This is a genomic window from Polynucleobacter necessarius (assembly GCF_900095185.1).
GTDB lineage: Bacteria > Pseudomonadota > Gammaproteobacteria > Burkholderiales > Burkholderiaceae > Polynucleobacter.
Genome location: NZ_LT606948.1, coordinates 1,103,346 through 1,116,834, shown reverse-complemented (window position 1 = coordinate 1,116,834; position 13,489 = coordinate 1,103,346). Strand labels below are relative to the sequence as shown.

The following is a 13,489-nucleotide window of genomic DNA, read 5'->3' as shown; positions in this document are numbered from 1 at the left end:
TTTCAATTCATGAGCGCCACCCTCGAGCTAACCGAAGCTCTTATTGCTTGCCATTCCGCAATACCGGCTGATGATGGTGGCTGTCAAGAATTGATTGCAAAGCGCCTTCAGTCAATTGGTTTTCATACTGAAAGTGTTGTCAGTGGTCCTGAGAACTTTCAGGTAACCAATTTATGGGCGATCAAAAAAGGTAAGGCTGGCGATCAAGGTAAGGTACTAGTGTTTGCCGGTCATACTGATGTAGTCCCCACTGGCCCATTAGAAAAATGGGCGAGCGATCCTTTTACACCCACGATTCGTGACGGTATGCTTTATGGTCGTGGCGCGGCTGATATGAAAACCTCTCTCGCGGGCTTTGTAGTAGCTACCGAAGAATTTGTCACAATCCATCCAGATCACCAAGGATCGATTGCTTTTCTCATTACTAGCGATGAAGAGGGCCCCGCAAATGATGGCACTGTAGTCATGTGTGAGCGCCTGCAAAAGCATGGGCAGCGCCTGGACTACTGCGTAATTGGAGAGCCTACTTCCGTTGATCGTCTAGGCGATATGATCAAACATGGTCGTCGTGGCTCTTTATCTGGCAAGCTCAGAGTAAAAGGTACTCAAGCGCACATTGCTTATCCTCATCTTGGCAAAAATCCAATTCACCTTTCTGCTCCAGCAATTTCTGCCTTAGTAGAAACTGAATGGGATAAAGGTAATAAATACTTCCAGCCTACCAGTTTTCAGATCTCGAATGTGCATGCTGGTACTGGTGCGAATAACGTGATCCCAGGCGAATTGGTTATCGACTTTAATTTCCGCTTCTCAACTGAAAGCAAACCAGAGCAGTTACGCGAGCGTCTAGAAAAGATTTTGAAAGATACGGGACTTGATTTTGAAATTGACTGGGTACTTGGTGGACGCCCGTTTATTACTAGTGATGGCGACTTGGCTGGCGCACTGCGCAAAGCTATCAAAGTCGAAACCCATATTGATACAGAGCTTTCTACTACTGGCGGCACCAGTGATGGCCGATTTATAGCAAAAATTTGTAAAGAAGTAGTTGAGTTTGGGCCACTGAATGCGACTAGCCACAAGATCGATGAATGCGTTATTGTGGATGACGTCGTGCCACTCAAAAATATCTATCGCAAAACTCTCGAGCAATTAATCGCTTAAGCACCTCTTACCTATGCGTTTTTTCTCTTAAATCTTCTCCCATCATGGACCAAGAGCCTCAACAGCCCATTACTGTGAGCCAGTGTATCGACCGAATTGCACAAAAGCTCAATGCTGCCAAATTACATTATGGTCACGGAGCGCTCGATGCACATAGCGAAGCTTTATGGATTGTCAGCAAACAAATACAACTAAGTCCAACTGAGGCACTTGATCATTTAGAAGATGATATCTCGCTAGATCATCAACAAGCAGCATCTAATGTTGCCGATACTAGAATCTCCACTCGCAAACCACTTGTTTATATTTTGGGTGAAGCTTGGCTCATGGGCGTGCCATTTTTCTGCAACGAGCAAAGTATTGTTCCGCGTTCTTGGATTGCAGAACTCATTGTTAACGGATCGCTTGAGCCGTGGTTACCCGCTGATGTTAAAGCACTGGATCTTTGCACCGGTAATGGCTCGCTCGCAATTCTTCTGGCTTTATCTTGCACGGACATTCATGTCAGCGCCTGCGACATCAGCATGCCTGCACTCGCTCTTGCGGCACGAAATATAGATCGTCATGGCTTGGGCTCTCATGTAGAACTTCTAGACGGTGATCTCTGGGACGCCCTTCCGGAGCCGAACGAAGATAACCTCTTTGATCTCATTATTTGCAACCCCCCGTATGTCAATACAAATTCAATGAGCGCTCTTCCAGCGGAATATCAAGCTGAACCCGTTTTAGCCCTTGCTGGTGGGAATGATGGCATGGATTTAATTAGACGCATCATCGCTTCCGCCCCAGACTATCTCTCTGACCGCGGCGCCATTTTGATAGAAATTGGCAACGAGTATGAAAACTTCAAAAAGACTTTTCCACAACTTCCAGTGATTTGGATGGAAGTCTCGGCCGGAGAAGAGCAAGTGTTGCTGATTCAGGCAGAAGATCTGCGTTAAGTAAACTAAGCTCAGGTGTGATTAACTGAGAGAAATTAACTGAGCTCGGCAGCAGCTGCAATAGCTTGATCAATACGCTCCACAGGGATTACTTTTAACCCTGAGATTTTCGTCTTAGGCATATTTGCTTTCGGAATAACCGCCACGGTGAAACCTAACTTTGCAGCTTCTTTTAAACGCTCCTGACCGCGCGGACAAGGGCGAATTTCTCCAGCTAAGCCGACCTCACCAAAGACGATTAATTCTTTTGGCAATGCACGGTTACGAATAGAAGACTGAATGGCTAATAGCACTGCTAAGTCAGCAGCTGGCTCAGAAATCTTGACGCCACCTACCGCATTCAAGAAAACATCTTGATCAAAACAAGCAACTCCAGCATGACGATGTAATACCGCCAAGAGCATCGCCAAACGAGCTTGCTCAAGACCAACAGCAAGGCGGCGAGGGTTAGGCACATGCGCTGTGTCAACCAAAGCCTGAATTTCAACCAACAATGGTCGACTACCCTCTTGCGTCACCAAAACGCATGCACCAGGAACCATCTGCTCATGCTGTGACAAGAAAATCGCCGATGGATTGGTAACTCCGCGCAGACCTTTTTCTGTCATCGCAAAAACTCCGAGCTCATTGACGGCCCCAAAGCGATTCTTGATTGAACGAACTAGACGGAAGGAGGAATGGGTATCACCCTCAAAATACAAAACGGTATCGACGATGTGCTCCAAAACTCGGGGCCCTGCAAGATGACCATCTTTCGTCACATGACCCACCATAAGCACGCAAATACCACTGGATTTAGCAGCTCTAGTAAGTTGCGCTGCACACTCACGCACTTGAGCTACAGAACCTGGAGCCGAACTCAAGACCTCAGAGTACAAAGTCTGAATAGAGTCCACCACCAATACTTGGGGTTGTACAGTATCCATAATAGAAATCAGTTTTTCTAATTGGATCTCGGCCAATACTTCAAGCTGAGGCGCATCTAGGGCAATACGTTTTGCCCGCAAAGCAATCTGAGCAGCTGATTCTTCGCCGCTGCTATAGAGCGCATTCATGCCAGCTGAACTCATCTCAGCCAATGCTTGCAAAAGCAAGGTAGATTTACCAATACCAGGATCACCCCCTAGGAGCACAACACCACCAGGCACTAAACCGCCACCGAGCACGCGGTCAAACTCCTCTACGCCAGTACTAAACCTTGGTAAATCTTCAGCAGTAATCGCGGAAAGCTTTTGCCTTGGCAAGGATTGGGCTAGGCCCTGAAAGCGTGAATTCGTAGTTGTCTCAGGTAGACCCTCTTCCATAGAGTTCCAAGATTGGCACGACGGGCATTGGCCTTGCCATTTAGCGGAAGTGCCCCCACAAGACTGACAGATATAAACCGTTTTGACTTTTGCCAAGGTTTGCCTATTGAAATATAAAAAAATTAAAAAGAATTAATCAAGCTGAGTGCCAGCTTTATTTTCCTGCGCACGCTTAGGTGCACCTTTACGACGCTGCTCTAAATTCGCCGCCCTAGCTGCTGCATCTTTTTGCTTTTGCTCATATTCACTCTGATTAGCTGCTCGCTCAGCCGCTTTTTCTGGAGAAGCTCTTTCTACAGCTCGCTTAATGTCCTCTTGATTCTTAAGACTTTCACGTAGCTTACGTTGCACTTCATGCAAAGCCACCTCTTGCTCACGAATCGGATCAATCTCTTTGCGATAAGATGCTCGAGCATCTTTCAAACAAGAATTAACCCAATACTTTTCATAACATTCAGACGATGATTTACCCCAACGATACTTTGCCCACTCACGCTGAAGCTCTAACTCTTGTTCAATGTTATTTAATTGCTCAAGCTCTGCCTCTTCTGCAGGAGTTGCGAATACGGTGCCACCCAAGGTAGAAGCCAGCAAAAATATTGAGAGAAATATCCTTGATTGAGGCAATAGATTTTTTCTCAAATCTCAACCTTTGCGCCCAACTCAACCAAGCGATTTGCGGGAATCTTAAAGAAGTCTGACTGACGCCCAGCATTTTGATACATCCAACAAAAAAACTTCTCGCGCCAGATTGCCATTCCTGAACTTGCAGATGGGACGATAGTATCACGCGACAAAAAGAAGGATGTCCTCATCATGTCAAACTTCATATCGAAATGCGTTTCAATTAATTGAATAATGCTGCCCATATCTGGCGTCTCTTTAAAACCATAAATCGCCCGAACAACAAAAATATTGCCGCCTAACTCTTTTAGAGTAATTCGGTTCTTATCGTTTACATAGGGTACATCCCAGATGCTCACCTTTAAGAAAAACACTCTCTCATGTAGAACATGGTTGTGTTTAAGGTTATGTAAAAATGAGACTGGCAAATAATCTACGTGAGCCGTAAGAACGATTGCGGTACCCTCAACGCGATGTGGAGGATGCTGCAATAAAGCACCAATAAAGCCACTCAATTGAATACCCTCTTCCATTGCACGTTTACGCAATATTTGACGGCCTCGATACCAAGTTATCAAACTTGTAAAGCAAAACAAACCTAGGGCCAAAGGATACCAACCGCCATCTTTAAGCTTGATTAGATTAGCAGTCCAAAATGCAACATCTATCACCAAGAAAGAGCTAGTAATAATGGCCACCAAGACTACATTCATTTTCCATTCGCGGAACATGACGACAGCCAGCAATATCGTAGCAATCAACATTGTCGATGTCACTGAAATTCCATAGGCTGCTGCTAAATTTACAGATTCTCTAAATTCAATTATAGTGACTACTACCATAAACAATAGAGCCCAATTCACCAACGGAATATAAATTTGCCCTTGTTCAGAATCGGAAGTGTGCTGAATATTCATGCGTGGCATAAAGCCCAATAAGATTGCCTGACTTACAAGGGAATATGCCCCAGAAATGACCGCCTGAGAAGCAATGACAGTAGCTGCAGTAGCCAACCCCACAACCGGCCATAGAGCCCATTCAGGTACCATCAAATAAAACGGATTTTTTATGGCCTCTGGATCGGAGAGCGCCAATGCACCTTGACCAAGGTAATTGATCAGCACACTCGGCAATACAATAATCAACCATGCATACCTCACTGGGGCCCGGCCGAAATGACCCATATCTAAATATAGCGCCTCTACGCCAGTCACCACCAAAACAACGGCGCCCATCACGATATAGGCAGTTGTGGGGTGTAGCATGACAAAATTTAATGCATAGAAGGGATTAATTGAGTTAATGATTTGAGGAGCATCACCAATATTCCAGACACCCAGGGCGGCTAGGGTGAGAAACCATGCCAGAGTAATGGGACCAAATAATTTACCTACAGCTGCAGTGCCATATTTTTGAATTACAAATAACGCCGCCAAAATAATCAACGAAATGAGAATGATGAATTTATGTAAGCTCGGTGCTGCAATCTCGATGCCCTCTACCGCAGATAAAACTGAGATAGCTGGCGTAATCACAGACTCACCGAGGAGCATGCAAGCGCCCAACATGCCCATAATCATAAAAAAGAAATAGCCTTTTGATTTGCTATCGAATGAGCGTAAAGCTAAAGCCATTAACGAGAGAACACCACCCTCACCTTCGTTGTCTGCGCGCATCACAAAGAAGACATACTTGACTGTTACAACCAAGATTAAAGCCCAGATCATCATGGAGATGACACCAAATAATGCTTCTGGTGCGTATGCAATGCCATGGTTAGGATCAAAACATTCTTTTAGTGCATAAAGTGGGCTAGTTCCAATATCACCGAAGACCACCCCAATAGCCGCAAGCATCATAACGCCTAGGCTTTTTTTGTGCTCACCCTCAGGTCCACTAACCTCTACTGGATTTAGAAGTGTTGAGCTCGAAAACTCTGGATTACTAATTGACATCTCATAACCTTAAGGTAATGTTGCGTAGCAATATGTTACTCCTTAACGGCAGTCATAAAATCCAGAGTTTAGTCAAAAAAACGCCTTATTTATGCGTTATTTGAAGGAACACCCTTGACAGAGACCCCAAAAAATGGTAAAGTTTCGGTTTCAGACGCGGGGTGGAGCAGTCTGGCAGCTCGTCGGGCTCATAACCCGAAGGTCGTAGGTTCAAATCCTGCCCCCGCAACCAATAAATACGTACTAAGCCCTTAATTTTTAAGGGCTTTTTTCTTTTCTAGGCATTCAAAAGCCCGCTTTGCCGAGCTTTTCTCGAGTTTATAAGTACAGGATGTACTTAATTCAAAACCTTATACCCGCGCCCACTTAAACATCTTTTTACAACTGCTTCCTGGGCCTGGTTGCCGGTAAATGCGCCTCCTGCACCACCAATAACTGCACTCGCACCAGCGGCTTGAACGATACCAGTTGTATTTCCTCCCGTGACCAGGCCCAGCAGCCCTCCAACAACAGCACCAGCACCAGCACCCTTGGCAGCAGTCTCACCCATACCTGATTGCTGCTGGGCATAGTTTTGGCATTCGCTTAAATCTTTCTCATAAGCAGCCTCATTCACACCCTTCATATCTATGAGTGGACGAACATTAGCTCCAGCGCAGCCAACTGTAATTAAAACAACTAGAGAACTTAGAGTTAATAATTTATTCATATAAAAATCCTTTCAATTAACCATGCGTCATTCGATGCCATAGTCGTTTTATATCATGTCGCCAAAATTGTATCGAAGGCTGTGCATTATTCCTCAATGGCCAAATCTGAGCGCCTGTTTGTGGTGTCTAATAAAAAGGAGTATCTACACTTCGATAGCACGCTGTCACATCTGAATGTGGATGCCCATACCGATTGCGATAACCATGTTGTGCAAAAGCCTCATCAGGATATAACCTCTGCAATCAAGCCAATGAAGATGAAGTTTTACTACCGTGGTAGTGGTGCCATACAAACTCATTCCTGTTCACCAATTTCTCTTAACATTTCAGAATCTAGACACTCAGTAATATCGGCTTCAACCTGTTTTTCAACATCACCAGTCAACCATAAAGCACTCTTATGATTGGCAAAAAGCCAATCATAGAAGCAAAGCGAATGTGTTTTAAGAGTGATGCATCACCACCAATATGGTCGCTATCACTATGACTGACCACCATACGATCAATATCTTTTATACTTCTACCTCGCACAAGCAAGGGAGAATAACCCTCTGCCCTGCTTCATGCCTCGCGAAGAGCAAGCGTCACACGATGAGTCCAATGAATCTCCAGCTCTTTTCCAGTTGGAATTCCTAATAGTCCTGATAAATCCCCCATGGCATAAAAGATGGCAGCAACAGCACCGAAGGACAACCAAAAGCCTGGCGTATATGGCGCCATAGGATCGATCAATATAACAAATGCCACTACACCCACCATGCGCTCAAAGGTATAGGGGTTAAGAGACCCATATGGGCGTTTCAACTTTACTTTTAGTTTCCAACGCTGCCCCGGAATCATTTCAGGAATATCTTGAGGCTTGCTCCAAGCGGGTTGCCAGCTTAGATAAAATTCGCTTTGAAAAGTTATTTAAGGCCGCTTTTCCAGCGCTAGCTTGATCAACCTCAAACGCAAAAACTTAGCTCCTAATGGACCAACCTGAGGTAATACTGCCACTCTCCCAGTAAGCGTGAATTCTTTACCCTCTAATTCAGCAGAAAGAATATTTTCCAAGCGGCTTTCAGCGTATCTAGCATTCCAGGCAAATCCTACAGCGAACAACAAGCTCAGCACGGCTAATTTTTTAACTAAGCCTAACTGAGGAAATACGTGGACCGCCAAAATAGAACATACACCAATGAATACGCAGAGATGCACCCAGTTATCTGGAACTTGAGACAAAAAGAGAAGTAGCGATCCCCCAGCGATAAACGCCGTAATAGCAAAACGCAATCTTTTAGGAAGCTAACTTGAGATTGAGCGAAGTCGCACAGAGCGCTGACCAACGAGGCAGCACTTGCATCGCATTACGCCAAATAGCAGAGGCAAATTCAGTATCAGCAATACCCCTGACTGAGGCAAGTTCTTTTGCAATACGAGGAAGAAAAGCAGGCTCATTAAATGCGATGCCCTCTTCTCCCAACCATGAAGGTGGGATATCGGGGGCATCCGTTTCAGTAACAAGACTCTCCAAGAGGTAGCTCTTGTAAGAGAGCTACGAATTTACAGAACTCGTTCATAAGTAGCTGTCCCACCAAACCCTAACTTAAACCCAAGCTCAATAAATTGCTCTGCCTGCTGAAAGCTACCATTGAAGGCATGCGCATCCCACTAGCTAGGAATGTTGCGACGTCGCAAGAACTTCAATATGACATATTGAGAGCGACGTACATGCAGGATCACAGGTAAGCGATATTTCTGTGCCAAATCTAATTGGGCATTGAAAAAAATTCTTGCTTATGGGGGTCTAAGCCTTCAACAAAATAATCCAGGCCTATTTCCCCAACACCAATGAAGCGCAGATCATTTAGCGAACTAACAATCTGCCTCTCAAGTATTTCAATATCATTCTCGTGAGCTTGATTGGTATATAACGGATGGATACCGAGGGTATAGACTAAGCCTGGAATCTTCTTGCTATCTTGAAGCGCAAGCTCTCTTGCGCGCGAAAAGTCCGATGCCTGCACGGAAGGCAAAAGAATAGCCTTAACTTTCTTTTCAGCAGCTCTCTGAATAATCTCAGATAACTCACTTGCAAACTCAGGAGCATCTAGATGGCAATGGGTATCAATGCACATGGGATGATTACTCATGCTAAAAATGTCGTCAGCACTCCACGCTCTAAATGCAAAATACGATCACAGCGTTTAGCGCGAATTGGATCATGCGTCACAATCACAAAGGCAGTACCTTGATTACGAGCGATATCGAGCATCAAGTCGAATACCCCATCTGCAGTTTCAGTATCTAAATTTCCCGTTGGCTCATCTGCCAAAATACAAGCAGGGTTACCTACTAAGGCACGAGCCACTGCAACACGCTGACGCTCTCCACCAGATAATTCTCCCGGCGTGTGTAATTCTCGCGCACCCAAACCTACCGCCTTGAGCATTGTGCTTGCGCGATCCATAGACTCATCGTTACTTAAGCCACGAATACGCAAAGGTAAAGCAACATTCTCCGCGGCACTGAACTCATCTAAAAGATGATGGAATTGATAGATAAACCCAAGACTGTGATTACGCAATTGATCGAATTTTTTAACTGATAAGTCTTTTAAATTCGAACCTGCCAAAATGAGAGAACCAGCACTTGGAGTATCTAGACCACCCAAAAGGTGTAACAAAGTACTTTTGCCTGAACCTGAGGAACCGACAATTGCCACTTTTGCTGAAGGAGCAACATCTAAATCAATCGCCTTCAGAACTTCAACCGCAGTGGGTCCTTGGCCATAGGTTTTGGCCAAACCTCTAGCCTTGAGTACCAAAGTATCTGAAGCGTTTAATGGATTACTCATAGCGCAGCCCCTCCGCAGGCTGAACTTTGGCAGCACGACGACTTGGGTAAAGGGTTGCCAACACAGAGAGGCCGAATGCCATCAAACCCACCGTCAGAACATCGCTAAACCTCACATCCGATGGTAGCTGGCTAATGAAATAGACCTCACGAGGCAAGAACTGAACTCGGAATATCGCTTCAATCGCTGGCACGATGACGTCAATATTGAGTGCAATCAATAAGCCAAGTCCAACACCTGCTAAAGAACCAAGCAAGCCTATAGACAAGCCCTGTATTAAAAATACTCTTTGAATAAGTCCAGGACTGGCTCCCATAGTGCGTAGAATGGCAATATCGGCCTGCTTCTCATTGACCGTCATTACTAAAGTAGAAACCAAATTAAAAGCAGCTACTGCAATAATCAAAGTAAGAATGATGAACATCATCTTCTTTTCCGTTTGAACTGCGGCAAACCAATTACGGTTGGATCGCGACCAATCAGTTACCCAAAGCGCTTGGGGAACGATGGCAGCTAATTCATTAGCAATTTGAGGTGCGCGTTGCATATCATCAACTTTGACCCGTAAACCCGACGGATCACGTAAGCGTAATAGGGCTGCAGCGTCCTTCCAATGCATGATCGCCAGAGAACTATCGTACTCATAGTAACCGCTATCTACGATACCCACAACTTGTAGCGTACGCATCCTAGGCATCGCACCTGCTGGAGTTAGATCACTCTCAGGAACAATTAAATTTACTCTCTCACCAACATGAGCACCAATAATTGCCGCGAGTTGGGAACCCACAGCCACACCAAAACTGCCTGGCTTTAAATCATCAATATTTCCAGCAACAAATTGTTTTGGTACATCAGAAACCTTACCCTCATCACTTGGCAAGATGCCACGAATAGCAACTCCACGCATCATGTTGTCGCGACTCAGCAAACCTTGCGAACTCACCATGGGGGCCACACCAACCACGTGTGGTTGTGCGGCAACATTTAGTGCTAAGGGCTCCCAATTTGCTAAACCTTCTGAAGAAATAATCTCTACATGAGATAAAACAGACAGCATGCGATCACGTACTTCCTTCTGAAAACCGTTCATGACTGAAAGGACCACAATTAAAGAAGCAACCCCTAAAGCAATACCTGCAGTGGACATTCCGGAGATAAATGAAAGGAAGCCGTCGCGCTTCCCTACCGTCTTGCGACGCTTGGATCGGGTGTAGCGTAGGCCAATTTCTAGCTCGATAGGAAGTCTTAACATGTTCACAGTTTAGTGAATCGTGCGGGCAAACTGATGGAATACCTAAATGCCACCTAAAATCAGGGGAATGACTACTATTTCTAACTCATCCAAGGGCGCTCAGACTGGTTTGCGCCGCTTTACCATGATGCTATCGGGAGAAGATGCCCTAGACGAGCTCGAAAGCCGAGAGAGTCCTCGACAGGGCTTACCCCATGAACGTTTTTTACTCGGAGAGATGGTCCCACTTGCACCTGTTTTGCTACTTGGACAATTCAATCAAACCGCTAATCCGAGTGAAGTCATCGCCTGCCTACAACCCGTTCATTTTCATGCAACACAAGACCACCTGATTTTGATGGAGCAAAACCAGATTGATCTGACTGTAGAAGAATCGACACATCTTCTAAAAGCAGCTCTGCCTTTTATCGAAGAAGATTTTCAAAGTCCGATTCTGTTTGAGAACCAACATTACTGGTTTATTCCTGCCGGACCTTTTGCGAGTCTAGCGAGCTATAGCGTTGATCAAGCCCATGGCCGCAATATCGATTGGTGGATGCCACATGATTCTCTAGAGCAAGGTATCGCCAAGCGTTGGCGTAAGCTTCAAAATGAAATTCAAATGCTGTGGCACATTGGGCCGGTAAATGAAGAGCGTGAACAACGTGGCATGCCTAGTATCAACTCGATCTGGATTAGCGGCATAGGAAAGCTACAAGATGTACAAGCACCAGCGGCAGTAAAAGAATCGCACCGCCTCATAGGCTCACATCCTATTCTGGCTGGCCTTGCAAAGCTTGTAGACATCTCACACAACATCTCTTTAGATACGCAAAATTTAGCAGGTGTATTTGCTTGGCTTGAGCATCCCCAACATGTCTGGCCTCATTTGAGTAGCGCACTCATCAATGAGCAAGTAGATGAAATCGTCATTATCGATTTTCCAAATGGAAAGGTGCGCGAGCGTATCTTTACTGCAAAAATGTTATTGAAAAAATCTTGGGCTTTTTGGAAAAAACCCGAACCACTCACCTGGAAAGAAGTGAATGAATTTTAGATGAGCGTCTTTTCACAACGTCCCTTTTCAGATCGCACGGCTACGTGGTTAGCCCAGAGTGGCTTGCACCCTCTATTAGCAAGACTCTATGCTGCTCGCGGACTTCGGTCTCCTGAAGAGCTTTCTCTCGACTTAAAGCAACTACTATCTCCAACGGAGCTGAAGAATTGCATCTGCACCGCCTCTTTGCTTGCCGATATTCTCGAGAGAAAAGAGCCCATACTCATCGTAGCCGACTATGACTGTGATGGTGCAACTGCCTGTGCCGTAGGCTTAAGGGGCATTCAGATGCTGGGTGGACCCCAAACCCAAATTCAGTTTCTGGTCCCCAATCGCTTTACTATGGATTACGGTCTTACACCTGAAGTTGTTGATTTAGCGGCACAACAAAACCCTAAACCGAAATACCTCATCACTGTAGATAACGGCATTGCAAGCGAGGCTGGGGTTGATCGCGCCCGTGAACTTGGCATGGAAGTCATCGTGACTGACCATCATCTTCCTGCTGATCGCTTACCAAATGCCCTGGCCATTGTGAATCCGAATCAGCCTGGCTGCAGCTTTTCTAGTAAAGCATTAGCTGGCGTTGGTGTGATGTTTTATATTCTTGTTGCACTTCGTGCAGAACTTCGCAAGCGCGAAAAATTTACCATTGAGACACAACCCAAAATTGAGAATCTCCTCGACTTAGTAGCCTTAGGTACGGTTGCCGATGTTGCACAACTTGACCGCAATAATCGTGTACTAGTTTCAAATGGCTTAAGGCGTATTCGCGCTGGTATATCGCAACCCGGCATTCAAGCGCTCTTTCAGGCGGCCATGCGCGATCCGCGAAAAGCCAATACGTTTGATTTGGGCTTTGCAATCGGACCTAGACTCAATGCGGCTGGGCGTCTAGCGGACATGACTTTAGGTATTCGTTTGTTGCTTACAGACAATGCTAATGAGGCAGTTAACCTGGCTCACGAGCTCGATCGCATCAATCGCGAGCGGCGTGTCATTGAAACTGGTATGCAAGAAACCGCATTGTCACATCTTGCTGAGGATCAGCTTGCAGGAACCATGGCACAACGCAATAGTATTTGTTTGTGGAATNTNGATTTGGGCTTTGCAATCGGACCTAGACTCAATGCGGCTGGGCGTCTAGCGGACATGACTTTAGGTATTCGTTTGTTGCTTACAGACAATGCTAATGAGGCAGTTAACCTGGCTCACGAGCTCGATCGCATCAATCGCGAGCGGCGTGTCATTGAAACTGGTATGCAAGAAACCGCATTGTCACATCTTGCTGAGGATCAGCTTGCAGGAACCATGGCACAACGCAATAGTATTTGTTTGTGGAATCCAGAGTGGCATCAAGGTGTCGTTGGTATCGTAGCCTCACGCTTAAAAGAACGCTTCAATCGTCCAGCTATTGTTTTTGCACCTGCCGACGGCAGTACTGGTGAAGAACTTCGTGGCTCTGGACGCTCTTTAACTGGATTTCATTTGCGTGATGCCCTAGATTTAGTCTCAAAACGCGCACCAGGTCTCATCTTAAAGTTTGGTGGCCACGCAATGGCTGCGGGTCTGACCATTCGACAAAACGACTTTGAAAAGTTTGACGCCTGTTTTCAGCAAGTCGCCTCAGAATTACTTTACGATGAATTACTAGAGCGTCGCCA

Annotated in this window: 14 protein-coding genes, 1 tRNA gene and 1 pseudogene; 5 read left to right on the top strand and 11 right to left on the bottom strand. The window is 45.6% G+C overall.

Translation table 11 applies throughout. The features are described from left to right. Nucleotides 1–9 precede the first annotated feature (9 nt). Both dapE and prmB read left to right on the top strand, forming a co-directional pair. A complete protein-coding gene (gene dapE / locus DXE31_RS06400) occupies nt 10–1,164 on the top strand; it encodes a succinyl-diaminopimelate desuccinylase (RefSeq protein WP_114698231.1) in 1,155 nt (384 codons plus the stop codon). Between the two features lie 44 nt (nt 1,165–1,208). Continuing rightward, nucleotides 1,209–2,105, top strand: a complete 897-nt coding sequence (gene prmB / locus DXE31_RS06395; protein WP_114698230.1) for a 50S ribosomal protein L3 N(5)-glutamine methyltransferase — start codon at nt 1,209–1,211, stop codon at nt 2,103–2,105. 35 nt (nt 2,106–2,140) lie between these two features. On the opposite strand, the gene radA is transcribed toward prmB, so the two are convergent. From radA to DXE31_RS06380, 3 genes are read right to left on the bottom strand one after another with little or no spacing between them, the layout of a single operon-like run. Further along, entirely contained in the window at nt 2,141–3,505 is a 1,365-nt protein-coding gene (gene radA / locus DXE31_RS06390) for a DNA repair protein RadA (protein ID WP_114698229.1), read from the bottom strand. Nucleotides 3,506–3,541: 36 nt separating this feature from the next. Then, complete coding sequence (locus tag DXE31_RS06385) at nt 3,542–4,051, bottom strand: hypothetical protein (RefSeq protein WP_114698228.1); 510 nt, start codon at nt 4,049–4,051, stop codon at nt 3,542–3,544. Continuing rightward, on the bottom strand, nt 4,048–5,892 hold the full coding sequence (locus DXE31_RS06380; RefSeq protein ID WP_415078090.1) for a potassium transporter Kup: 1,845 nt from the start codon (nt 5,890–5,892) through the stop codon (nt 4,048–4,050). The genes DXE31_RS06385 and DXE31_RS06380 overlap by 4 nt, the downstream gene beginning before the upstream one ends. Before the next feature lie 251 nt (nt 5,893–6,143). Between DXE31_RS06380 and DXE31_RS06375 the strand changes: the two genes are divergently transcribed. Then, nucleotides 6,144–6,220: transfer RNA gene (locus DXE31_RS06375), tRNA-Met, on the top strand. 105 nt (nt 6,221–6,325) lie between these two features. On the opposite strand, the gene DXE31_RS06370 is transcribed toward DXE31_RS06375, so the two are convergent. The 8 genes from DXE31_RS06370 to DXE31_RS06340 form a co-directional block, all read right to left on the bottom strand. Continuing rightward, nucleotides 6,326–6,697, bottom strand: coding sequence for a glycine zipper family protein (locus DXE31_RS06370; RefSeq protein ID WP_114698226.1), 372 nt, complete (start codon nt 6,695–6,697; stop codon nt 6,326–6,328). Between the two features lie 382 nt (nt 6,698–7,079). Then, nucleotides 7,080–7,229: an MBL fold metallo-hydrolase gene (locus DXE31_RS12880; protein WP_415078088.1), complete on the bottom strand. Its 150-nt coding sequence runs from the start codon at nt 7,227–7,229 to the stop codon at nt 7,080–7,082. Nucleotides 7,230–7,259: 30 nt separating this feature from the next. Beyond that, on the bottom strand, nt 7,260–7,538 hold the full coding sequence (locus tag DXE31_RS06360) for a ComEC/Rec2 family competence protein (protein ID WP_114698224.1): 279 nt from the start codon (nt 7,536–7,538) through the stop codon (nt 7,260–7,262). A gap of 69 nt (nt 7,539–7,607) precedes the next feature. After that, on the bottom strand, nt 7,608–7,970 hold the full coding sequence (locus tag DXE31_RS06355) for a hypothetical protein (protein WP_162785554.1): 363 nt from the start codon (nt 7,968–7,970) through the stop codon (nt 7,608–7,610). A gap of 4 nt (nt 7,971–7,974) precedes the next feature. Next, complete coding sequence (locus DXE31_RS12440) at nt 7,975–8,211, bottom strand: TatD family hydrolase (protein WP_331851999.1); 237 nt, start codon at nt 8,209–8,211, stop codon at nt 7,975–7,977. Nucleotides 8,212–8,446: 235 nt separating this feature from the next. After that, the gene (locus DXE31_RS12435; protein WP_331851998.1) at nt 8,447–8,830 is read right to left on the bottom strand and encodes a TatD family hydrolase; all 384 of its coding nucleotides are present in this window, start codon (nt 8,828–8,830) and stop codon (nt 8,447–8,449) included. Next, the gene (locus DXE31_RS06345; RefSeq protein WP_114698222.1) at nt 8,827–9,534 is read right to left on the bottom strand and encodes an ABC transporter ATP-binding protein; all 708 of its coding nucleotides are present in this window, start codon (nt 9,532–9,534) and stop codon (nt 8,827–8,829) included. Before DXE31_RS06345 ends, DXE31_RS12435 begins: the two co-directional genes overlap by 4 nt. After that, nucleotides 9,527–10,789 (bottom strand): lipoprotein-releasing ABC transporter permease subunit, encoded by a 1,263-nt coding sequence (locus DXE31_RS06340; protein WP_114698221.1) that lies wholly within the window; start codon nt 10,787–10,789, stop codon nt 9,527–9,529. The genes DXE31_RS06345 and DXE31_RS06340 overlap by 8 nt, the downstream gene beginning before the upstream one ends. 67 nt (nt 10,790–10,856) lie before the next feature. Between DXE31_RS06340 and DXE31_RS06335 the strand changes: the two genes are divergently transcribed. Both DXE31_RS06335 and DXE31_RS11355 read left to right on the top strand, forming a co-directional pair. Then, the gene (locus tag DXE31_RS06335; protein ID WP_231969424.1) at nt 10,857–11,825 is read left to right on the top strand and encodes a hypothetical protein; all 969 of its coding nucleotides are present in this window, start codon (nt 10,857–10,859) and stop codon (nt 11,823–11,825) included. Further along, a pseudogene (locus DXE31_RS11355) lies at nt 11,826–13,484 on the top strand (single-stranded-DNA-specific exonuclease RecJ); the annotation flags it as partial. Nucleotides 13,485–13,489: the final 5 nt, after the last annotated feature.

Excerpts from the sequence above, each read along its gene's own strand:
- DXE31_RS06380 (WP_415078090.1), bottom strand. The coding sequence starts at position 5,892 with ATGATGCTTGCGGCTATTGGGGTGGTCTTCGGTGATATTGGAACTAGC.
- DXE31_RS06370 (WP_114698226.1), bottom strand. The coding sequence starts at position 6,697 with ATGAATAAATTATTAACTCTAAGTTCTCTAGTTGTTTTAATTACAGTT.
- DXE31_RS12435 (WP_331851998.1), bottom strand. The coding sequence starts at position 8,830 with ATGAGTAATCATCCCATGTGCATTGATACCCATTGCCATCTAGATGCT.
- prmB (WP_114698230.1), top strand. The coding sequence starts at position 1,209 with ATGGACCAAGAGCCTCAACAGCCCATTACTGTGAGCCAGTGTATCGAC.
- DXE31_RS06340 (WP_114698221.1), bottom strand. The coding sequence starts at position 10,789 with ATGTTAAGACTTCCTATCGAGCTAGAAATTGGCCTACGCTACACCCGA.
- DXE31_RS06360 (WP_114698224.1), bottom strand. The coding sequence starts at position 7,538 with ATGATTCCGGGGCAGCGTTGGAAACTAAAAGTAAAGTTGAAACGCCCA.
- DXE31_RS06345 (WP_114698222.1), bottom strand. The coding sequence starts at position 9,534 with ATGAGTAATCCATTAAACGCTTCAGATACTTTGGTACTCAAGGCTAGA.
- dapE (WP_114698231.1), top strand. The coding sequence starts at position 10 with ATGAGCGCCACCCTCGAGCTAACCGAAGCTCTTATTGCTTGCCATTCC.
- DXE31_RS06335 (WP_231969424.1), top strand. The coding sequence starts at position 10,857 with ATGACTACTATTTCTAACTCATCCAAGGGCGCTCAGACTGGTTTGCGC.